The sequence below is a fragment of the Sphingomonas sp. BL-S-30 genome (assembly GCF_055521475.1).
The window spans coordinates 19,408-41,525 of the sequence record NZ_CM145481.1; the positions used below are offsets into that span (position 1 = coordinate 19,408).

At 66.4% G+C, this 22,118-nt stretch carries 19 protein-coding genes; 13 read left to right on the forward strand and 6 right to left on the reverse strand.

What is annotated here, in order from left to right:
- Positions 1-30 precede the first annotated feature (30 nt).
- The 6 genes from nirD to ACZ1I5_RS00100 all read right to left on the reverse strand — a co-directional run bounded on the left by nirD (position 31) and on the right by ACZ1I5_RS00100 (position 7,315).
- Complete coding sequence (gene nirD / locus ACZ1I5_RS00075) at positions 31-372, reverse strand: nitrite reductase small subunit NirD (RefSeq protein WP_465171708.1); 342 nt, start codon at positions 370-372, stop codon at positions 31-33.
- Complete coding sequence (gene nirB, locus ACZ1I5_RS00080) at positions 372-2,858, reverse strand: nitrite reductase large subunit NirB (protein ID WP_465171709.1); 2,487 nt, start codon at positions 2,856-2,858, stop codon at positions 372-374. The genes nirD and nirB overlap by 1 nt, the downstream gene beginning before the upstream one ends.
- Positions 2,855-4,063: an alginate export family protein gene (locus ACZ1I5_RS00085; protein ID WP_465171710.1), complete on the reverse strand. Its 1,209-nt coding sequence runs from the start codon at positions 4,061-4,063 to the stop codon at positions 2,855-2,857. Before ACZ1I5_RS00085 ends, nirB begins: the two co-directional genes overlap by 4 nt.
- Positions 4,063-5,286 (reverse strand): nitrate/nitrite transporter, encoded by a 1,224-nt coding sequence (locus tag ACZ1I5_RS00090; protein WP_465173863.1) that lies wholly within the window; start codon positions 5,284-5,286, stop codon positions 4,063-4,065. Before ACZ1I5_RS00090 ends, ACZ1I5_RS00085 begins: the two co-directional genes overlap by 1 nt.
- A 245-nt stretch (positions 5,287-5,531) precedes the next feature.
- Positions 5,532-6,740: an ABC transporter substrate-binding protein gene (locus tag ACZ1I5_RS00095; RefSeq protein ID WP_465171711.1), complete on the reverse strand. Its 1,209-nt coding sequence runs from the start codon at positions 6,738-6,740 to the stop codon at positions 5,532-5,534.
- Positions 6,737-7,315: an ANTAR domain-containing response regulator gene (locus ACZ1I5_RS00100; RefSeq protein WP_465171712.1), complete on the reverse strand. Its 579-nt coding sequence runs from the start codon at positions 7,313-7,315 to the stop codon at positions 6,737-6,739. Before ACZ1I5_RS00100 ends, ACZ1I5_RS00095 begins: the two co-directional genes overlap by 4 nt.
- Positions 7,316-7,527: 212 nt before the next feature.
- Between ACZ1I5_RS00100 and ACZ1I5_RS00105 the strand changes: the two genes are divergently transcribed.
- The 13 genes from ACZ1I5_RS00105 to ACZ1I5_RS00165 all read left to right on the forward strand — a co-directional run bounded on the left by ACZ1I5_RS00105 (position 7,528) and on the right by ACZ1I5_RS00165 (position 22,092).
- The gene (locus ACZ1I5_RS00105) at positions 7,528-7,995 is read left to right on the forward strand and encodes a (2Fe-2S)-binding protein (RefSeq protein ID WP_465171713.1); all 468 of its coding nucleotides are present in this window, start codon (positions 7,528-7,530) and stop codon (positions 7,993-7,995) included.
- The gene (locus ACZ1I5_RS00110) at positions 7,992-10,145 is read left to right on the forward strand and encodes a xanthine dehydrogenase family protein molybdopterin-binding subunit (RefSeq protein ID WP_465171714.1); all 2,154 of its coding nucleotides are present in this window, start codon (positions 7,992-7,994) and stop codon (positions 10,143-10,145) included. The genes ACZ1I5_RS00105 and ACZ1I5_RS00110 overlap by 4 nt, the downstream gene beginning before the upstream one ends.
- A complete protein-coding gene (locus tag ACZ1I5_RS00115; protein ID WP_465171715.1) occupies positions 10,142-10,753 on the forward strand; it encodes an Isoquinoline 1-oxidoreductase subunit in 612 nt (203 codons plus the stop codon). Before ACZ1I5_RS00110 ends, ACZ1I5_RS00115 begins: the two co-directional genes overlap by 4 nt.
- Positions 10,750-11,664: a crotonase/enoyl-CoA hydratase family protein gene (locus ACZ1I5_RS00120; RefSeq protein ID WP_465171716.1), complete on the forward strand. Its 915-nt coding sequence runs from the start codon at positions 10,750-10,752 to the stop codon at positions 11,662-11,664. Before ACZ1I5_RS00115 ends, ACZ1I5_RS00120 begins: the two co-directional genes overlap by 4 nt.
- A gap of 114 nt (positions 11,665-11,778) precedes the next feature.
- Complete coding sequence (locus ACZ1I5_RS00125) at positions 11,779-12,933, forward strand: fumarylacetoacetate hydrolase family protein (protein WP_465171717.1); 1,155 nt, start codon at positions 11,779-11,781, stop codon at positions 12,931-12,933.
- Positions 12,930-13,742, forward strand: coding sequence for an SDR family NAD(P)-dependent oxidoreductase (locus ACZ1I5_RS00130; protein ID WP_465171718.1), 813 nt, complete (start codon positions 12,930-12,932; stop codon positions 13,740-13,742). Before ACZ1I5_RS00125 ends, ACZ1I5_RS00130 begins: the two co-directional genes overlap by 4 nt.
- A 1-nt stretch (position 13,743) precedes the next feature.
- The gene (locus tag ACZ1I5_RS00135) at positions 13,744-14,631 is read left to right on the forward strand and encodes an SMP-30/gluconolactonase/LRE family protein (RefSeq protein WP_465171719.1); all 888 of its coding nucleotides are present in this window, start codon (positions 13,744-13,746) and stop codon (positions 14,629-14,631) included.
- Complete coding sequence (locus tag ACZ1I5_RS00140) at positions 14,628-16,070, forward strand: sugar porter family MFS transporter (protein ID WP_465173864.1); 1,443 nt, start codon at positions 14,628-14,630, stop codon at positions 16,068-16,070. Before ACZ1I5_RS00135 ends, ACZ1I5_RS00140 begins: the two co-directional genes overlap by 4 nt.
- A gap of 1 nt (position 16,071) precedes the next feature.
- Positions 16,072-16,920, forward strand: coding sequence for an aldose 1-epimerase (locus ACZ1I5_RS00145; RefSeq protein ID WP_465171720.1), 849 nt, complete (start codon positions 16,072-16,074; stop codon positions 16,918-16,920).
- Between the two features lie 63 nt (positions 16,921-16,983).
- Positions 16,984-17,367 (forward strand): BlaI/MecI/CopY family transcriptional regulator, encoded by a 384-nt coding sequence (locus ACZ1I5_RS00150; protein WP_465171721.1) that lies wholly within the window; start codon positions 16,984-16,986, stop codon positions 17,365-17,367.
- Between the two features lie 2 nt (positions 17,368-17,369).
- Complete coding sequence (locus ACZ1I5_RS00155; protein WP_465171722.1) at positions 17,370-18,986, forward strand: M56 family metallopeptidase; 1,617 nt, start codon at positions 17,370-17,372, stop codon at positions 18,984-18,986.
- A gap of 113 nt (positions 18,987-19,099) precedes the next feature.
- On the forward strand, positions 19,100-19,975 hold the full coding sequence (locus ACZ1I5_RS00160; RefSeq protein WP_465171723.1) for a hypothetical protein: 876 nt from the start codon (positions 19,100-19,102) through the stop codon (positions 19,973-19,975).
- Positions 19,976-20,004: 29 nt separating this feature from the next.
- Complete coding sequence (locus ACZ1I5_RS00165) at positions 20,005-22,092, forward strand: TonB-dependent receptor plug domain-containing protein (protein ID WP_465171724.1); 2,088 nt, start codon at positions 20,005-20,007, stop codon at positions 22,090-22,092.
- Positions 22,093-22,118 lie beyond the last annotated feature (26 nt).

Below are 22,118 nucleotides of genomic sequence, written 5' to 3' on the forward strand. Positions count from 1 at the left end.
CCAGCCCCTCCCTTCCAGGGAGGGGAGTGATCACGACGCGACCCCCTCAAGCGCGGCAGCGCGCCCGATCAAAATCCGTCCCCCGTCCACCTTCACCGGAATAACCGGCACGCACCCCTTGTCCGCGCCCAGCGCCTCGCCCGTCACCAGCGAAATCCGCCAGTTGTGCAGCGGGCAGGTCACCGTCGTGTCGTGGACGATGCCTTGGCTGAGCGGCCCGGCCTTGTGCGGACATTGATTGGCCAGCGCATAGACCTGGCCATTGGCGGTGTGGAAGATCGCGATCTCGCGTCCGCCCCGCACCGGCAGGGTGCGCGCGCCTAGCGCCGGAAGCTGGTCGACCGGACCGATATCGAGCCATTCGGGTTCCATCACGCGACCTCCAGCTTGCGGGCGGGAACTGGCGTGGGGGCCGGCCGAATCTCGGCGAGATGCTGGTGGAGTTTCCAGTCCTCGCCCGCGGCGCGTTTCGCCCAGGGATCATCCTGCATGAAGCTCTGCGAATAGAGAAACCGCGCCCGCAACGCCTCGCGCCCCACCGGATCATCGACGATGCGTTGCCGGATATAATCGAGCCCGACCCGCTCGACCCAGGGCGCGGTGCGGTCGAGGTAGCGCGCTTCCTCGCGGTAGAGCTGGATGAAGGCAGCGCAATAATCCATCGCTTCCTGCTCGGTCGCGACCTTGCAGAGGAAATCGGTGCCGCGCAGCTTGATGCCGCCATTGCCGCCGATCGACAGCTCATACCCGCTGTCGACACAGATCACGCCCACGTCCTTGATCGTCGCTTCGGCGCAGTTGCGCGGGCAACCCGACACCGCGATCTTGAACTTGTGCGGCATGAAGCTGCCCCAGGTCATCTGCTCGATCCTGATGCCGAGGCCAGTCGAATCCTGCGTGCCGAAGCGGCACCATTCGGAGCCGACACAGGTCTTCACCGTGCGCAGCGCCTTGGCATAGGCATGGCCGCTGACCATTCCCGCAGCATTGAGATCGGCCCAGACCGCGGGCAAATCCTCCTTGCGGATACCGAAGATGTCGAGCCGCTGCCCGCCCGTCACCTTCACCATGCGCGCCTGATATTTCTCGGCGACATCGGCGATCGCGCGCAACTCCTTCGGGTTGGTCACCCCGCCCCACATGCGCGGCACGACCGAATAGGTGCCGTCCTTCTGGATGTTGGCGTGCATCCGCTCGTTGACGAAGCGCGACTGGTTGTCGTCGACGAACTCGCCCGGCCAGGCGCACAGCAGGTAATAATTGAGCGCCGGCCGGCACGCGGAACAGCCGTCGGGCGTGGTCCAGTGCAGCTCCTGCATCACCTGCGGGATCGCCTTTAGCGACTTCTCGACGATCAGCCGGCGGACATCCTCGTGCGTGAAGCTGGTGCATTTGCACACGGTCGGCGCGGCGCGTTCGCCGGCGTACTCATCGCCCATGGTGATCGCGAGCAGCCCCTCGACCAGCCCGGTGCACGATCCGCACGAGGCCGATGCCTTGGTGCAGGCCCGCACGGCGTCGAGCGTGCAGGCGCCCCCTTCGATCGCCGCGACCACCTTACCCTTGGACACCCCGTTGCAGCCGCAGATCTCGCCGTCGTCGGCCATCGCCGCGACGGCCGCATTAGGGTTTGCCGATGCCCCTCCTCCCGAGGCGAAGGCCTGGCCGAAGATCAGCGCGTCGCGGATCGAGGCGACATCCTCCTGGCGTTTCAGCAGGTCGAAATACCAGTTGCCGTCCTGCGTATCGCCATAGAGCACCGCGCCGATCAGCCGGTCGTCCTTGACCACCACGCGCTTGTAGATACCGCGCGAGGCGTCGCGCATGACGATGTCCTCGCAGCCTTCGCCGCCCGAGAAATCGCCGGCGGAGAAGACGTCGATCCCGGAGACCTTGAGTTTGGTCGAGGTGACCGATCCGCCATAGCCATTGGGCGTCGCGACCAGCCCGTCGGCGAGGCTGCGGCACATCTCCCATAACGGCGCGACCAGGCCGTAGACCTGGCCCTGATGCTCGACGCATTCGCCCACCGCGAGGATGTCGGCGTCCGACGTGACGAGATGGTCGTCGACATGGATACCGCGCCCGATCGCGAGCCCCGCATCGCGCGCCAGCTTCACATTGGGGCGAATGCCCACTGCCATCACGACGAGGCTCGCGGGAATCTCGCGCCCGTCCTTCAGCCGCACGCCCTCGACCTTGCCCTGGCCGATGATCTGCGCCGTATCGGCCCCGGTCAGGATCGTCTGCCCGCGACGTTCCAGCTCTTCCTTCAGCAGCCAGCCGGCGGCTTCGTCGAGCTGCCGCTCCATCAGGGTCGGCATCAGGTGAAGCACCGTCACCTTCATGCCGCGCAGGCACAGGCCATGCGCTGCCTCGAGCCCGAGCAGCCCGCCGCCGATCACCACCGCATCGCCCCCGGCCGACGCCGCGCGCAGCATCGCGCCGACATCGTCCATGTCGCGAAAGGTAACGACACCCTGCAGATCGTGCCCCGGCACCGGGATGATGAAGGGATCGGAACCCGTCGCGAGCAGCAGCTTGTCGTACCTCTCGACCCGGCCCGACCGTGCGGTGACGGTGCGCCCGGCCCGGTCGATCGCCACCACGGGATCGCCCGCGACCAGGTCGATCGCATTGTCGGCGTACCAGGCGTGATCGTTGATCACGATATCCTCGAACACCTTTTCGCCCGCCAGCAACGGGGAGAGCATGATGCGGTTATAGTTCACCCGCGGCTCGGCGCCGAAGATGGTGATGCGGTATTTGCCCGCGTCGCGCGCAAGGATTTCCTCGATCGCGCGGCACCCGGCCATGCCGTTGCCGATGACGACAAGATGCGGTTTGTCAGGGGTCATATCGCCCACTCCAGGGAGAGCCAGAATTTGGTGGTATCGGTCGCGAAGCGATCGGCGGCGTAGGACGCGTATTTGGCGAGCGCGGTGTACCGCCCACGCCTGACGCTCGCCTGCACGTCGATCTCGTCGCCATAATGCTGGGCGGCACGGTCGCTGTCGAAGCGGTGGTAGGCGGCGGCCAGGTCGATCGAGGCGAAGGGCCCGACCTCCTTCCAGCCATAGCCCGCCGAAGCATAGGCATCGCGCAGGCCATCGGGTGGGGTGACGAGGAACTTGTCCGCCCAGCCGTTGAACTTGTGCAAGGTCGCGAGCGGCGTCTGGAAACTGGTCAGCGCCACGCCCTCATCGGCGCCGAGCACCTCATAACCACCGCCCAGCTTGAACGCGGCCAGCTCCAGCCCGATCTCGCCGGCATAATAGCTTGCGGCATAATGGTTCGGGTTGCGGCCATGGTCGCTCTGCCGCGCATAGCTGGCGAGATAGGTCAGCTTCGCTTTCGGCCCGATCGCGCGGCCCCCGGCGAAGCGCGCGCCATAGGTCTGGCTGCTGTTGCGCAGCACCAGCGCCCGGTCCTGGTCGACCAGATAGGCAAAGCCGGTGAGCGTGCCGAGCGTCGTCGTGAAGGAGAGATTGGCAAAGACATTGTCGCCGCCGATCGATGCGTAGCGCGCCGGGCCATAGCGATTGCCGCCGTCGATCCCCCAGATGGTCCGGTCGGCCCAGGCATAGGTCACATCCGCCTTGAGGTTCTTCACGCCTGACCATTCGATCCGCGCCGCGTCGAAGGTCTGCTCATTGTCGCGCCAGCCGACCGATCCCACGAAGCGCTGGTCGTCGAGATTGATCCGCTGCCGTCCGACCGTGACGACCGTCCTGGGCAGCCCGCGATACTGGAGCTGCAACCGGTTCAGCTCGATATTCTGCGCGTCGGGCACCAGCGGAAAACCGGTCTTGCCGTTGAGCCCGCTATTATAATGTTCCGACAGCGCTAGCACTGCCTCGCTTTCGGCCAGCAGCGCGAAATCGCCGGCCTTGGCCTCCACGCCGCTGCGGATACGCATCGTCACGGCATCGGCATCGCGAGCCAGCGGCGCCTGGTCGACATGCTCGTACCGCAGCCGCGCATCGATCAGCGGCTTCAGCGTGACCGGCCCGGCAAGCGCCGGTGTCGATGCCAGTCCCGCCAAAAGGATGAACGCACGCATCAGATCTGCACGCCATCGGCGGCCGCGCCCCAGGTGCTGCGCCAGCGTGCCTTGACCAAGGTCAGCCCGCCCAAAGCGACCAGCGCCAGCCCGGCAAAGATCAGGAAACCCGTCGCGGTGCTGCCGGTCAGCTGTTTGGCGAAGCCGAGCGAGGAAGCAAGATAGAAGCCGCCGACACCACCGCCGAACCCGACCAGCCCGGTCATCACGCCGATCTCATGGCGGAAACGCTGCGGCACCAGCTGGAACACCGCGCCATTGCCGAAGCCAAGCGTCGCCATCACCAGCAGGAACAAGGCCATGGTGCCGACGAGCGAGGCAGGCGCGGTACTGATCGCGATCAGCGTCGCCGCGGCCAGGCCATAGACGACCGTCAGCGTCTTCACGCCGCCGATCCTGTCGGCCGTCGCGCCACCGAACGGGCGGACGAGCGACCCGATGAACACACAGGCCGCGGTACAATATCCCGCCATCACCGGGCTCAGCGCGAACTGGTCAGTGAAATAGATCGAGAGACTCGCGGCAAGGCCGACGAACCCGCCGAAGGTCACGCCGTAGAACAGCATGAACCACCAGGCGTCGGCCTGCTTCAGCACGGCCAGATAGGCAGCGAGCTTCTTCGGCGCCGGCCGGTCGGGCGCGTCCTTGGCCATCGCCATGTACAGCACGAACACCACGGCGAGCGGGATCGCCGCGAGCCCGAACACCGCGTTCCAGCCGAACGCCTTGGCGAGCAGCGGCGCGAACAGCGAGGCAAGCACGGTGCCGGAATTGCCCATGCCGGCAATGCCCATCGCCTTGCCCTGATGCTCGGCCGGGTACCAGCGCGAGGCGAGGGGCAGGGCGACCGCGAAGCTCGCCCCGGCAAAGCCGAGCACCACACCCACAGCGAGCGTGCCGGCGAAGCTGTGCACCCCGAACGCCCAGGCCGCCAGCAACCCGGCGATGACGATGATCTGGCCGATTGCCCCGGTGCGTTTCGGGCCGATCCGGTCGACCAGCACCCCGTTGACCAGCCGCAGCACCGCGCCCGCCAGGGTCGGCACCGCCACCATCAGGCCCTTTTGGGCGGGGGTCAGCGCGAGGTCGGCGGCGATGATCGGTGCGAGCGGACCGAGCAGCACCCACACCATGAAAGCGAGATCGAAATAGAGAAAGGCGGCGATCAGCGTGGGGCGATGCCCCACCTGCCAGAAACCGCCATTGCGGTCGGTCGCGATCATCGTCGCTGGTGACGGCCGTTCCACGACCGGCCTGTCCAGTGCCTGCACTTGCGTCATCGTCTCGATCCCCTTCGAGCAAACGCAAAAAAGCCGCCGCGACGACCGTTGCGAAACGGTGCCGGACGGCGACTTTGCCTGAATTTTCGGTGATGCCGGGTGCTACCTCGTTGCAGCGATCCGGCGGTCGAGTGAAAGCTGACGCGGATCGCGATTCGATGCAAGCCTTTTTTGCATCGCAGCGTAAATCAGGGCCGATGCGACCCTAACAGGTACGTTTCCAGCGCATCGGGATCGAAACTGCGCGCGTCGAAGAACCGGTCGGCACCCAGAATCAGTCTGCCTTGAGTCGTGCCCACGCCAAGCGAATCGGCAATGCCGCCTTCGAGCTTGGAGCTGGCGCCGGGCAACGGCACGCCGAGCGGACGGAGCGCGGCGCGATAGACATCCGGCCGAAAGACATGCTGCGCCGCACGGTAATCCGCCTCATTGGCCTCGGTATGCCCCGCCAGGCACATCTGCGCATAAAGCCATGCCGCCTGGCTGACCCAGGGGAAATTCGCCGCCTCGCGGTGCTGGAACATGAAGTCGGGCACATGGACCGCGGGGAAACCGCGCGCGAACAGGATCTGGTCGGAAATGGCGCGGCGGATCAGTGCCGCGGACCCGTCGAGATACGCCGCCCGCGCAAGCACGTCGGCGATCTCGTCGAGGCGCGCCGGATCGACAAAGGCAATGCCCGCCCGGTACAAGGCGCGGATCAGGCGTTTGGTCAGGTCCGGGTCTTCCTCCATGCGCGCCGTGCGCATGGCGAGCACTTTCTCCACGCCGCGCAGCCAGATCTGCGAGGTGACCGCGACGATCACGCCCGCGCCGCGATCCACCGCGACGCTGTTCCATGGCTCGCCGACACAGATGCCGTCGACCTCGCCGCTCGCCAGCGCATCGGCGGCAAAGGGCGGCGCGACGGTGACGATCTCGACATCGCGGTCCGGGTCGATGCCGCAGCCGACCAGCCAGTAGCGTAGCATGTAGTCATGGCTAGAATAGCGATGCACCACGCCGAAGCGCAGCCGCCTGCCGCCGTCCCGGACGATGGTCGCCAGCTTCGCGCCGATTGCCGTCACGTCGCCGGGCCGGCCGATCGTCGTGACCTGTTCGGCCAGATCGGGCCGCAAGGTGATCGCATTGCCGTTCAGCCCCAGCACGAACGGTACCGAGATCGGCGTCGCCGGGCGGCCCAGCCCGAGCGTCGTCGCGATCGCCAGCGGCGCCAGCAGATGCGCGGCATCGCTATGGCCGTAGAGCAGCCGGTCGTTGACCGTCGCCCAGCTCATGTCGCGCACCAGCGTCAGGTCGATCCGCTCCTCCTCGGCGAAACCGAGCTCGCGCGCCAGGATCGGCAGGGCGGCGTCGACCAGCGGCAGGAAACCGATGCGGAATGGCGTGCTGCTCATAGGTCCCCCATCAGCCGGTCGGCGGTGACGATCGCGTCGGCCACGTCGCCGATCCGCCGGCCGCTATCCATCGCCGCCTTGCGCAGCGCGGCATAGGCAGCGGGCTCGTCGATCCCGCGCTTCATCATCAGCAGCGCCTTGGCCTGGTCGATCGCCTTGCGTTCGGCCAGCGCGCTGCGTGCCTCGTCAAGCTCGGTGCGCAGCCGCGAATAGGCACGGAAGCGCCGGATCGCCAATTCGAGCACTGGCCTGATCCGTTCCTTCTTCAGTCCGTCGACGACATAGGCCGAGACGCCGGCATCGATTGCCGCCTCCATGCCGGCGGTGTCGCTCTGGTCGACGAACATTGCGACCGGGCGCGCCATCGCCCGCGACAGCGCGAACAACTCCTCCAGCTCGTCACGGTGGGGGTTGGCGAGATTGATCAGCACCACATCGGGGGCGAACGCCTCGAGCCGCGCGGCGATGCCCAGCCGTTCGTTGAACAAGGCGACGTCGGTCAGGCCCGCGTCGCGCAGGCCTTCCTCGATCACCGCGGCACGCGCGGCGCTTTCGTCGACGATCGCAATCCGCACCAGGACAGCCTTTCTTGCTGCGACGCGGCATAGACGGCGATGGGCAGTGAGTTCAACTGCCAGCCGCGTGGTGACGGTATGTCAGCGGGCCCGGCGCGGTACCCGATGACGCCCTCCATCGAAAAACCGTTGGATTGCCGCTCCTTTCGATTGCGCAACCGGCCCGGTACCGCCTATTCTGTACCGAGCGGGCAAGAATAGGGAGACGCACCATGGCGACCGAGTTCATCCTGAACGGGGTCAAGACTTCGTTCGATGGCGATCCCGATACCCCGCTGCTCTGGGTATTGCGCGATCATCTGAGGCTCACCGGCACCAAATATGGCTGCGGGATCGCGCAATGCGGTGCCTGCACCGTGCATCTCGACGGCAAGAATCGTCGGTCGTGCGTGACGCCGATCGGCACGATCGCGGGCCGCAAGGTCGTGACGATCGAGGGCGCGACCGATGCGCGGTCGGAGGCAGTGAAGGCCGCCTGGGTCAAGATCGACGTGCCCCAATGCGGCTTTTGCCAGTCGGGCCAGGTCATGTCGGCGATCGGCCTGCTCACCGCCAAGCCCAAGCCGACCGACGCTGATATCGACCAGGGCATGGCCGGCAATATCTGCCGTTGCGCGACCTATGTTCGTATCCGCCAGGCGATCAAGGATGCGTCGACCGCGATGGAGGCAAGCGCATGAACGCCCCCCTCTCCAACATTCTGGTCCCCTCCCGCCGCGGCTTTCTGCAGTCGACCGGCCTCGTGCTCGGGCTCGCGCTGCCGATGGGCCGCAGCCTCGCGGCGGCGCCCGGCACGCCGTTCCAGCCCAATGCCTTCGTCAAGGTCACGCCCGACAATCTCGTGACCATCGTCATCAAGCATATCGAGTTCGGCCAGGGACCGGCCACCGGCCTCGCCACGCTCGCCGCGGACGAGATGGACGCGGACTGGGGGCAGGTGCGCATCGAACACGCCACCAACAACGACAAGCTCTACGCGAACCTGTTCTTCGGCACGATGGCGACGGGCGGATCGACCGCGATCGCCAACAGCTTCATGCAGATGCGCAGCGCCGGTGCCACCGCGCGCGCGATGCTGGTCGATGCGGCGGCGAAACGCTGGAGCGTGCCGGCCGCGGACGTGAAAGTCTCGAAGGGCGTGGTCAGCAGCGGCAGCCACAAGGCGAGCTTCGGTGAGCTTGCGGCCGAGGCCGCGGCGATGACGCCGCCGGCCAAGCCGGTGCTCAAGACGCCGGACAAATGGACCCTGATCGGCACCGACGTGCCCAAGGTCGATTCCGCCATCAAGTCCAACGGCACGGCGATCTTCACGCTGGATATCGCGCGTCCGGACATGGTCCATGCCGTCATCCTCCATCCCCCCGCCTTTGGCGGCAAGGTGAAGTCGGTCGACGACGCGGCGGCGCTCGCCACCCCGGGCGTCGTCGGGGTCAAGACGATTGCCCAGGGCGTCGTGGTCTATGCCAAGGACAGTTATGCCGCGATGAAGGGCCGCAACGCGCTGAAGGTCGACTGGGATCTGGCTGCGGCCGAACTGCGCTCCAGCGAAGAACTGTTCCGCGCATACCGCGCCGAGGTCGAAAAACCGGGCGTCGAATATGAGAAGAAGGGCGATCCCGCCACGGCGCTGAAGGGCGCGGCGAAGATGATCGAGGCGACCTATCAGCTGCCTTATCTCGTCCATGCGCCGATGGAACCGATGGATGCGGTGATGGAGGTCAAGGACGGCCGCCTCGATGTGTGGATGGGGTCGCAGTTCCAGGCGACCGAAACCAGCATCATCGCCGGCGTGCTCGGCATCCCGCCCGAAAAGGCGGTGCTGCATCAGCAATATGCCGGTGGCAGCTTCGGCCGCCGCACCACCTCCGACATGGCCTTCCCGCAAGAGGCCGGGGCGGTCGCCAAGGCCTGGGGCGGGGCATCGCCGGTCAAGTTCTTCTGGACGCGCGAGAATGATATCCGCGGCGGCTATTACCGGCCGATGACCGTGCACAAGCTGCGCGGCGGCATCGACGCCAGGGGCAATATCGTCGGCTGGGATCAGGTCATCGCCATTCAGTCCTTCGTCATCGGCACCGCAATGGAGAAGATGATCGTCAAGGACGGCAAGGACTCGACGATGACCGAGGGCGCGAGCGAGGGCAGTTACGACCTGCCCAATTTCCGCGTCGGCGCGCATCTGATGAAGAGCCCCGTCACCACCAACTGGTGGCGCTCGGTCGGCCATACGCACACGGCCTATGTCGTCGAGACCTTCATCGACGAATTGCTCGCGCTCGGTGGCAAGGATGCCGTCGAAGGGCGGCTCGAACTGATGAAGGAACCGCGCGAAAAGGCCGTGCTGCGGCGCGTCGCGGAGATGGCGAAATGGGGTGGCCCGGTCCCGGCCGGCCGCGCCCGCGGCGTCGCGACGCACAAGGCGTTCAATACCTATGTCGCGCAGATCGTCGAAGTGTCGAAGGGCGCGGACGGCCTGCCCAAGGTGCACAAGGTGTGGTGCGCGGTCGATTGCGGCGTCGCGGTCAACCCCAATGTCATCCGCGCCCAGATGGAGGGCGGCATCGGTTTCGCGCTCGGCCATGCGCTCTATGCGGAGCTCGTGCTGGGCAAGGGCGGCACCGTCGCGCAGGGCAATTTCGACACCTATCGCAGCTTGCGCATTGGCGAGATGCCTGAGGTAGAGGTCGCGATCATCGCCTCCACCGAAGCACCGACCGGCGTCGGCGAGCCGGGCGTGCCACCGCTTGCGCCCGCGGTCGCCAATGCCTGGCGCAAGCTCACCGGCAAGGCCGTGCGCAGACTTCCCTTCGCTCATGGAGAAAACGCATGAACCCGCGCCTTCTCGCCCTGGCGGTCACCATCGTAGCGCTGCCCGTCGCCATCATGGCCAAGGACGCGCCGGTTACGCTCAAAGCCCCGTCGGCCTTTGCCGGCATCGCGAATCAGGATGCCCGCTCGGTCGCGCTGTTCCGCGAGATGGGCAAGGTCATCCAGAGCCCGCGCTGCGTGAACTGCCACCCCCGGACCGATCGGCCGCTCCAGGGCGACGACATGCATCCGCACAGCCCGCCGATCGCCCGCGGCCCGTATAATTTCGGCGCATCGGGCATGGAATGCACCACCTGCCATGGTCGGGAGAATGTCGACTTCGCCAATGGCGAGGGCAGCATTCCGGGCAACCGCAAATGGGCGTTGGCACCGATCTCGATGGCATGGGAAGGCAAGTCGCTCGCCGAGATCTGCGCGCAGATCAAGGATCCGGCGCGCAACGGCCACAAGACGCTCGAGCAGCTGATCGAGCATAATGGTACGGACGTGCTGGTCGGCTGGGGCTGGCACCCGGGCAAGGGCCGCACGCCCGCGCCCGGCACCCAGGCCGAGTTCGGCGCGCTGACCAGGGCATGGGTCGAAAGCGGAGCAAAGTGCCCGGCCGCATGAGCCGGGACTTCGAGACGATCCTGCTGGAGACCGATACGGACGGGATCGCCACGATCACGCTCGACCGGCCGGACAAGCTCAACGCCTTCAACAAGGCGATGCTCGACGATCTGCTCGCCGCCTTCGACGCAACCGATGCCGACGATGCCGTCCGGGCAGTGATCGTCACCGGTAGCGGCCGCGCCTTCTGCGCCGGCGCCGATCTGTCGGAGGGCGGTGCGACCTTCGACTATGAGAAGCGCGGCGGTCGCTGGGCCGATGGCGAGTCGCCGGTGGATCCGGATGGCAGCATCAACTGGTCGAACCCGGCGGTGCGTGATGGCGGCGGCATGTTGTCGCTGCGCATCTTCGAGTCGCTCAAGCCCGTGATCGGCGCGATCAACGGCCCGGCGGTCGGGGTCGGCGTCACCATGACCCTGCCGATGGACTTCCGCCTGGCGAGCGACACTGCGCGATTCGGTTTCGTCTTCGCCCGGCGCGGGATCGTGCCGGAGGCGACGTCGACCTGGTTCCTGCCGCGCCTGGTCGGCATCGGCCAGGCGCTCGAATGGTGCTATTCGGCGCGTCTGTTCGACGCGGCCGAGGCACTGCGTGGCGGACTCGTCCGCAGTGTCCACGGGCCCGACGACCTGCTCCCCGCCGCTCGCGCGCTTGCCCACGACCTGACCTCGGAGAGCGCACCGGTCTCCGTCTCGCTGATGCGCCGGATGCTCTGGGTCGGCCTCGGCGCGCAGCATCCGATGGACGCGCACCGCCTCGAAAGCAGGGTGATGTGGCTACGCGGCGCCAGCGCCGATGCGCGCGAGGGCGTGGGCGCATTCCTCGCAAAACGCCCCGCCGTCTTTCCCGATTCCGTGTCCGGCGCATGGGACGATTTCGCCGACTGGTTCGACTGCCCGCGTTACCGGTGACCTCCGCGCTGCTTGAAGCGCCACTCTTCGCGATTACCGACTATTGGAGACCTTGACAGGGCAACGGCAGCGCTCAATGGTAGCGCTATCAAGAACGTTGTTGAGCGGAGTGGGATGGCTGACGGGGGCTTTGCGGTGGCGGATGCGCTGCCAGCGGATTGGCGCGAGGGTTTGTTTGTCGGCCGCATCGCCAGCGCGGAGGGGCCGAGCCCGGTCCTGATCGCCGGCGGCGTCGCGCATGACATGGCGAAAGTGGCACCGACGGTGTCGGCGCTGATCGAGGACAAAGCCTTTGACGCGAGCGCCGGCGTGGCGCTGGGGGATCTCGATTCGCTCGACCTCGGCACTGGCCCGGACGCGGCGTTGCGCCTGCTCAGTCCGATCGACCTGCAATGCGTGAAAGCGGCCGGCGTGACCTTCGCGGTCTCGGCGCTCGAGCGCGTGATCGAGGAGCGCGCGCGCGGCGATGCGGGTGCCGCGGCCGATGTCCGCGCCCGGCTCGAGGACATCATCGGCGGCAGCCTGCGCGCCGTCGTGCCGGGCTCGCCCGAGGCGGCGGCGATGAAGACCGCGCTGATCGAGGACGGCATGTGGTCGCAATATCTCGAGGTCGCGATCGGCCCGGATGCGGAAGTCTTCACCAAATCGCCGGTGCTCTCGACCATCGGCTATGGCGGCGAGATCGGGGTGCGGTCCGATTCGACCTGGAACAATCCCGAGCCCGAGATCGTGATGCTCGCCGATTCGACCGGCGCCGCGATCGGCGCGACGCTCGGCAACGACGTCAATCTGCGCGATTTCGAAGGCCGCTCGGCGCTACTGCTCGGCAAGGCGAAGGACAATAACGCGTCCTGCGCGCTCGGCCCGTTCGTGCGGCTGTTCGATAAGGGCTTCACGCTAGACGATGTGCGCAATGCCGAAGTCGAGCTGCTGATCGAAGGTCCCGAGGGTTACCGCCTCACCGGCATCAGCTCGATGAACCAGATCAGCCGCGATCCGGAAGCGCTGCTCAGGCACACGATGAGCGAGCATCAATATCCCGATGGCTTCGTACTGTTCCTCGGCACCCTGTTCGCGCCGACTCAGGATCGCGACGTGCCGAAGCACGGCTTCACCCACAAGGTGGGCGATGTCGTGACCATCTCGACGCCGCGCATCGGGCGCCTCGTCAACCGCGTGACCACGTCCAAGGCGGCGCCGCCCTGGCAATTCGGCATTGGCGACCTGATGCGCAATCTCGCGCGTCGGGGTCTGCTGGCCGTATCATGACGCATATTCTGGAGACTGAATCCGTGCTGCAGGCAAAAGTCGCTGGCGCACCCCGCGCACTGTATCCCAGCCTCGCCGACAAGTGCGTCATCATCACTGGCGGCGGCAGCGGCATCGGCGAAGGCCTCGTCGAGGCATTCGTCGCGCAAGGGTCGAAGGTCGCGTTCGTCGATATCGCCGACGACGCCAGCCGGGCGGTGGTCGAGCGGCTGACCCCCGGCGCGAAGCATGCCCCGCTTTATCGCCATCTCGACCTGACCGACATCGCCGCGCTCAAGACCGTGATGGCTGAGCTGGAACAGGGCCTTGGCGGGGTCGATATCCTGCTCAACAACGCCGCCAACGACGATCGCCACACGATCGACGACGTTACCCCGGAATATTGGGACGAGCGCATGGCGGTGAACCTCCGCCATCAGTTCTTCGCGGCCCAGGCAGTAGTGCCGGCGATGAAGCGCGCGGGCGGCGGCGCGATCCTCAACTTCGGCTCGATCAGCTGGCATCTCGGCCTGAACGACCTGGTCCTGTACCAGACCGCCAAGGCAGCGATCGAAGGCATGACGCGCAGCATGGCGCGCGATCTCGGCCGCGCCAATATCCGCGTCAACACCATCGTGCCCGGCAACGTCCAGACGCCGCGGCAGGAGAAATGGTACACGCCCGAAGGCGAGGCGGAGATCGTCGCGGCGCAGTGCCTCGACGGCCGCATCCAGCCCGCCGACGTCGCCGCGCTGGTGCTGTTTCTCGCGTCGGACGATGCGAAGATGTGCACCGGTCACGATTATTTCGTCGATGCCGGCTGGCGCTGAGATGGTCGCAGGCTCGCCGCGCCGGGTCTGCAGCGTCGGGGCGACGCTGGGCGAAGGACCTGTCTGGGTCGCGCGGGAAAACGCGCTGTGGTTCGTCGATATCAAGGAGAAGCGGATCTACCGCTTCGATCCGGCGACCGGTGCGCTGAAGCATTGGGACGCCCCGTCGCAGATCGGCTGGGTCCTGCCGGAACAGGACAGCGGCTTCATCGTCGGCATGCAGCGCGGCGTGGAGCGATTCGACTCGGCGACCGGCGGCTTTACCCCGCTGCATAGGCCGGAAGCGCATCTGCCCGGCAACCGCCTCAACGATGCGACCACCGACGCGCGCGGCCGCATCCTGTTCGGCTCGATGGACGACAGCGAAGCCGATCTGAGCGGACGCCTCTACGCGCTCGACGCGAACGGCGTGGTCGATACCGGCCTGCCGCCGGTCTCGATCACCAACGGCCCGACCGTCTCGCCCGATGGCAGGACGCTCTATCACACCGATACGCTCGGCAAGATCATCCATGCGGTTGACGTCCATGACGACGGCTCGCTCGGCGCGATGCGCGTCTTCGCGACGATCGAGGAGGGCGCGGGCTATCCCGACGGCCCGGTCGTCGACAGCGAGGGTTGCGTGTGGACCGGCCTGTTTTTCGGCTGGGGCGTGCGCCGCTATGCGCCCGACGGCGCGTTGCTCGAGACGGTCAAGCTGCCGGTCTCGAACGTCACCAAGATCGCGTTCGGCGGTCCCGATCTGAAGACTGCCTTTGTCACGACCGCCCGCAAGGGGCTCGACGCGGAAGCGCTGGCGGGGCAACCTGAGGCAGGGGATCTGTTCGCGTTCGACGTCGCGGTGCCGGGGCTGCCGGTGACCGAGGCGTCACTTCGGGTCAGCGCATAACAAGTAGAACAGGAACGGAGAGGGACAAGACCATGGCAACACCAGAGGCGGGACGGGTCAATATGGCCTTTATCGCGCTGATCGTGGCGGTAGCGACGATCGGCGGATTCATGTTCGGCTATGATAGCGGCGTGATCAACGGCACGCAGGAGGGGCTGAACAAGGCCTTCGACCTGTCGAAGCTCGGCACTGGCCTCAATGTCGGTGCAATTCTGCTGGGCTGTGCCGCCGGCGCCTTCATCGCGGGTCGCCTCGCGGATGTCATCGGCCGCCGCGGCGTGATGATGATCGCCGCCGTTCTGTTCATCATCAGCGCGCTCGGTGCCGGTGCCGCAACCTCGTCGATCATGTTCATCCTCGCCCGGATCATCGGCGGCCTCGGCGTCGGCGCGGCCAGCGTGCTTGCGCCCGTCTATATCAGCGAGGTCGTGCCCGCGAACATCCGCGGCCGGCTGTCGAGCGTCCAGCAGGTGATGATCATCACCGGCCTGACCGGCGCCTTTTTCGCCAATTACGCGCTGGCGCACAGTGCCGGCGGCTCGACCCAGAATCTGTGGTTCGATTATCCGGCCTGGCGCTGGATGTTCTGGCTGCAGGTCATCCCGGCCGTGTTCTATCTCTTCACCTTGCTGCTGATCCCGGAAAGCCCGCGCTATCTGGCGATGAAGGGCCGCGATGCCGAGGCCGAAGTGGTGTTGACGAAACTGTTCGGCGCCGACGCCGCCCGCGCAAAAGTCGCCGAGATTCGCGACAGCCTCGCCGCCGATCATCACCGGCCGAAATTCGCCGACTTGCTCGATGCGAGCGGCAAGGTCCGCCCGATCGTCTGGGCCGGCATCGGCCTTGCCGTGTTCCAGCAGTTCGTCGGCATCAACATCGTCTTCTATTACGGGTCGGTGCTGTGGCAGCAGGTCGGCTATAGCGAGAATGACGCGCTGATCATCAACATCATCTCGGGGCTGGTTTCGATTGCCGCCTGCCTGGTGACGATCGCCATCGTCGACAGGGTTGGCCGCAAGCCGCTGCTGCTGATCGGCTCGGTCGGCATGGCCGTCACACTCGCGCTGATGGCCTATGCCTTCTCGACCGCGACGGTCGGCGCACATGGTCCGGAGATGTCGCCGATGATCGGCAAGATCGCTCTCGGCAGCGCGCTCGCCTACTCGTTCTTGTTCAACCTCAGTTGGGGCCCGATCATGTGGGTCATGCTCGGTGAAATGTTCCCGAACCAGATCCGCGGCTCGGGCCTCGCCGTAGCGGGCCTCGCGCAATGGGGCGCGAACTTCCTGATCAGCGTCAGCTTCCCCTGGATGGCCTCGAACATCGGCCTGCCGGTCACCTATGGCTTCTACGCCGCGAGCGCGTTCATCTCCTTCTTCTTCGTGAAGGCACTGGTGAACGAGACCAAGGGTCGCGAGCTGGAAGCGATGGAAGGCTGACATGATCGAGCTCTCGGGCGCGGGGTGGGCGCTGACGCTCCTCCCCGCGCTCGGGGGCGCGATCGGCAGCCTGAAATTCGAGGGCGCCGATATCCTGCGCCCCACGGCGGAAGGTGTCACCGATCCGTTGCAGAGCGCCTGTTTCCCGCTCGTACCCTATGCCAATCGCATCGCGCGCGGGCGGTTTCGCTTCAGCGGGCGCAGTATCGCCCTGCCGCTCAATTTCGGCGATCACCCCAACACCCTGCATGGTTTCGGCTGGCAGCGTCCGTGGAAGGTCGTGGAAGCAGGCTCCGCTCGGGCGCGACTCATCCATGTCCATGACGGGGGCGGTGGCTGGCCGTGGCGTTACCGCGCCGAGCAGGCATTCAGCCTCGGCGAGGACGGGCTGTGCGTGACCCTGACGCTCGCCAACGCGTCGCGCGAGCCAATGCCGGCGGGGATCGGGCTGCACCCCTATTTCGCGATCCCGCCCGGGACGCGCCTGCGCCTCAACGCCGCCAGGCTATGGCTGACGGACGCCGTCCAGATCCCGAGCGAGGCCGTTGCCGCCGACCATTTCGGCGACTGGGCAGCGGGCGCCTCGATCTCCGACGCCGGTTTCATCGACCATAGCTATGAGCGATGGGACGGGCGTGCGACGCTCGACCGCGGCGACCATGTCGTCCGCCTGACTGCCAGGGGCGCGCGCGACCTGCATCTTTTCCACCCGGAAGGCGAGAGCTACTGCTGTCTGGAACCGGTCAGCCATCTGCCCGACGCGTTCAACCGGCCGGGCGCGATGTTCGATCTGTTGCCGCCGGGTGGATCCCTGGTGCTGACGATGCGGATCGGCCTGGAACCTCACTGAAACTACCGCTTGCGCTCGCGCTACAAATGTAGCACGCTACATTTGTAGCCAATGAGGTAAGCCATGCTTTCGCAATTGCCGCCCCGCGAGCGCCAGATCGTCGACCTGCTCTATCAAGGGGGCGCGAGGACCGTCTCGGAAATCTGCGATGCATTGCCGGACCGGCTTACCGGGTCGGCGGTGCGCGCGATGCTGAAGCGGCTCGAGGACAAGGGCTTCGTGCACCGCGAGGAGAGCGACCGGGGATTTGTCTTCTCGCCGACCTTGCCCGACACCCAGGCGCGGCGGACCGCGCTCAGCCAGGTGGTGCGCACCTTCTTCAACGGATCGCCGGTCAGTGCCGCCAGCGCGCTGCTGGGCATGGCGCAGCAGCCCGATGCGCGCGAGCTCGACGTTCTCGAGGCGATGATCGCCGAAGCGCGACGGGCGCAGGGCCGGGGGGAATAACGATGGCCGTGCTACTCCTCGCGCTCAAATCGCTGCTGGTCGCGGCAGCGACGCTGTTACTGTTGCGCCTGACTCATCGCCGCTCGGCCGCCGAGCGATCGACCATCGCGCATCTCGGATTGTTCGCGCTGGTCGCGCTGCCGCTTGCGGGCCTGGCGCTGCCGTCGCTGTCCTTGCCATTGCCCGAGTCCGTGGCGGGCTTCGTCGAGGCCACGGCGCCACCCGGCATCGCGGCCCCACAAGCCGCACTGACCAGCGGGAGGGCCGTCCCCTCTCAGGCAGAACAGCAAGCCAAAGCCATATCTGAACAGCCTTCGCGGTTCGGCGACGCCGTGATGGTCATGGCGCGGCATGCCTATCTGGTGCCAACCGCGGCATTGCTGCTGCTCACTATTGCTGCGTTGTTTCGCCTGGTCGGACTGCGCGAGCGTGCGGAAGTGCTGGTCGAGCCCGAATGGCTGGCCGCGCTTGCCCGGGCGCAGCGGCGGATGGGCTTCAAGAGCGGCACGGCGCTGCTCAGAAGCAACGAGCTTGCCTCGCCGATCAGCTGGGGCCTGATGCGCCCGACGATCCTGCTCAGCGACGCCGCGGCCCGCGCGCCGGAACAGGCCGAGGCGATCATCGCGCACGAGCTAGCGCATGTCGTCCAGCTCGATTGGGCCAAGCTGATGCTCGCCCGTGTCGCCACCGCCGCCTTCTGGTTCAATCCGCTGGCCTGGGTACTGGCGCGCGAAGCTCATCAGTTGCGCGAAGAAGCGGCGGACGATGCCGTGCTTGCCGCCGATATCGACGGGCCCGACTATGCCGAACTGCTGATTGGCGTCGCCCGCCACGAATGCCGGGGAGTGCTGCTCGGCGCGCACGGCGTTGCGCCGGCGAAGAATTCACTGCGCCGCCGCGTGGCGCGGGTGCTCGATATCAGTCCGGCGCGCCAGCCTTCGGGCAAGTCGTGGGTGGCGGGGTTCGCCGCGGGCATGCTCACCATGGCCGCGCCGCTTGCCGCGGTGACGTTCGCGCCGAGTCAGGGCGCGTCGATCGCGTCCGAACCGGCGCGCAACGCGACCATCGCATCGCCTCCCGCTCCTGCTTCCAGCCGTGCGTTGGTCGAGACGAGCCCCGCGCTGCAGGCGCCGATGCAGGAGAAGCTGCTCGGTCGTGCCGTCGCGGCGCCACAAACCGGCGCGTCCGATCGCGGTTCTCAAAAGGTCGATGTCGATCAGATCATCGAGATGCGCGCCGCCGGCGTCACGCTCGACTATAAACACGCCATGGCGCAGGCGGGCTGGCCCGACCTCACGTCCGACCAGCTGGTGCAAGCGCGATCGCTGGGTGTCACGCCCGATTATGTCCGCGAGATGCGCGCCGCGGGATTGTCGGGGAACTTCGAGCAACTGCTCGGCGCGCGGGCTCTCCGGATCGATCCCGCCTATATCGGTGCGATGCGCAAGCTTGGCGTCAACGGCTCGCTCGACGACTATCAGGGCATGATCAGCCTCGGTGTCACGCCCCAATATGTGCGAAAACTACGCGCACGCGGGATCGACGTCACCTCGCCCGACAAGCTGACGGAGCTGAAAGCAGTCGGCTTCGATCCTGACAGGGAGAGCGACGACCCGTAACGATCTCGTAACGGCCACCCGCCTCCGTTCCACCGCACGTCCAGAAATCGCACTGCCCGAACGCCCCCTTCCGGGGCGAAGGGCACCGCTTTGCCCTCACCAGGAGACCCGTCATGCTTCGTTCCCTGCTCGCGTCGGCGATGCTGCTTGCCTGCTGCGCATCCGCCGCCCCTCCCGCCACGATTGATCGCCTCCACTTCGAACTGCGCCCCAGTGGCGCCGCCGACATCGAACTGCGTGTCAAGCGCCATGCCGGGCGGCAGCAACGCAACAACTGGTCCCAGTCGCTGCCGCTGTCCGATCTCGATGGTTTGGCGCGCGACGCCTTCGACCGCGGCGGCCGCGTCCGGTTTCGCCTGGTGCGTCCTGCAGGCACGCTTTCATGCGAAGGGCTCAGCCATGATCGCCGCGCGGACGGCACCTGCTCGCTGGCCCCGAACGCCGCCTTTGCCGATCGGCTCGCGGCGCGCGGCATCGCCCGGCCGAACGGCGAGCAGAGCTTCGTTCTCATTATGAGTGGCGTGTCGTTTGACGTGCTGGATGCGTTGCACGCCGAGGGCTGGGCAACGCCCACGCTCGACGAAATGGTCCAGCTCGGCATCTTCCATATCACCACGGACCTGGTGCGCGGCTTCGCGAATACGGGTTACAAGGGCGGTGCGATCGAAACGCTCGTCGCGTTCAAGATCCACGGGGTGACGCCCGATGCGATCCGGGAATTTGCCCGGCTCGGGTTCGACCGGATCGGCCGGGACAATCTGCTCGCCTTTCGCATTCACGGCGTCACGCCCGATTATGTGCGGTCGATGCGCGCCCTCGGCCTGCGTGACCTCACCCCCGAGACGCTGATCCAGATGCGCATCTTCGGCGTCACGCCCGACTATGTCCGCGCCTTCGGCCAGGATGGAGCGAGGGACCTCGAGGCCCGCGACCTGATCAAATTGCGGATCGCGGGTGTCGGTCCCCGAAAGCGGGGTGCCGGCAAATGAGCCGCACATCTTCGAATCCCCGGCGTCGTATGACGTTGACGGCCCGTCGCGCCGGCGAATGGCTGGCGGTATCGGCGACGCTGCTCGCGCCGGTTTCGGCGAAGGCGCAGGTCGATCCGACCAGCGCCGCCAATAGCGAGCCCGCGCCCACCAGCGCGAAGATCTTCACGCCGGCCGACTTCGCGCGCTTCGCGCCCAGGACTGCCTATGACATGCTGAATCAGGTGCCGGGTTTCACCATTCGCAGCGCCGACGACACGCGCGGACTGGGCGAGGCTTCGGAGAATGTGCTGATCAACGGGCAGCGCGCCACCGACAAGACCGGCGGGGCCATCGCGCAGCTGCAGAAGGTGCCCGCCGACGACGTCGAACGCATCGAGATCAAGGAAGCCGCTTCGCTCGGCATCGCCGGTCTCACCGGGCAGATCGCCGATGTGATCCTGAAGGCCAATCGCAAAGCCAGCGGCAATTACAGCTGGAATCCGCAGCTGCGTCTCCATTATGCCAAGCCGCGCTGGCTCGCCGGATCGGTCAGTTATAGCGAGACGAGCGGCGCGCTCGGCTATACGCTGTCCGTGGAGAACAGCCCCGGCCGCGGGGCGATGGGTGGGGACGACTTTCGCATCCTGTCGTCGACCGGCGCGCTGGTGGAGTCGCGTGATCAGGTTTACTGGAACAGCTTCGATCAGGCGAAGGTCTCCGCCATCCTCAAATATGGCGGCAACGGCCCGATCCAGGCGAACCTCAATCTCGTCTATAATCCCTATTGGAATCGCGGCGACAATTTCCAGCGGCGCGTGCGCGTCGACGGCGACGATAACGACTGGGACAATCGCCGCCGCACCTATGGTTTCCAATATGACGTGAGCGGCGACATCTCGGTGCCGCTGGCCGGCGGCCGGCTGAAGCTGATCGGCCTGCGCCACTTCGAGCATGCGCCGGCGACCTATGACCAGCGGACCGACTATGACAGCGGGGCGCCCTCGACCGGCACGCGCTACGGCCAGGATTCGAAGACGGGCGAAACGATCGGCCGGCTGGAATATCGCTGGAAAGGCGGTGCCAACAACTGGACCGTTTCACTCGAGCGTGCCGACAACCGCCTCGCCCAGACCAGCACGCTGGCGAGCCTGAGGCCGGACGGCAGCTATGCCGATATCCCCTTTCCGCAGGGCAGCGGGATCGTCGTCGAGAAGCGCTATGAAGGCATCGTCGCGCTGAGCCGCCCGCTGACTGGCACTCTCGATCTGCAACTGGCCGGCGGCGCCGAATATTCGGAGCTGGCCGATTTGGGCAGCTCCGAGCCGGCACGCCGTTTCTTCCGGCCGAAGGGAAGCGCCTCGTTCGCCTGGCGCCCCGCCAGGGGCTGGGACGCCAGCCTCAAGGTCGAGCGCAAGGTCGGCCAGATCAGTTTCTATGATTTCCTCGCCAACCAGGACATCACCAATAATCGTGAGAACGACGCCAATCCAAATCTCGTGCCGCCGCAAAGCTGGGAAGCGACCGGGGAGGTCGCCCGGAATTTCGGGCGGTGGGGCAAGACCCGGCTCAAGCTCTACCATTATTGGGTCCAGGACATTGTCGACCACATACCGGTGGGCGTGGACGGAGATGCGGTCGGCAACCTGCCGAGCGCGACCCGGCTCGGCATCGAGAGCATCAGCACGATCCAGTTCGACCCGCTGGGCTGGAAGGGGGCCAAGCTCGATGCGGAGTTAGGCTTGGAGCGGAGCCGCGTGCGCGACCCGCTGACCGGCACCGAACGCGTGATCAGCAACACGCGCGATCGCTGGGCCGAACTGACGCTGCGCCACGATGTTCCCGGCACTCAGTTCGCGTGGGGCGGCGGCCTCTCGTTCCAGCATTATGGGCTTGCCTACTATCTCGACGAGATCAACCAGAACTGGGAGGGCCCCTATGCCAGCGCATTCGTCGAGCTGAAGGATGTGAAGGGCCTCAAGGTGAACTTCCAGGTCTTCAACCTCAACAACGGCCATGTCCGCAATTACCGCACGGTCTATTCCGGCCGTCGCAACGGTGCGCCGGTGAGCTTCTTCGAACGTCAGCATCAGCGCGTCGGGCCGATCTTCACGCTGTCGGTTCAAGGGAGCTTCTAGCCGGAGGCCTGTGCCGGCGTCGCGGG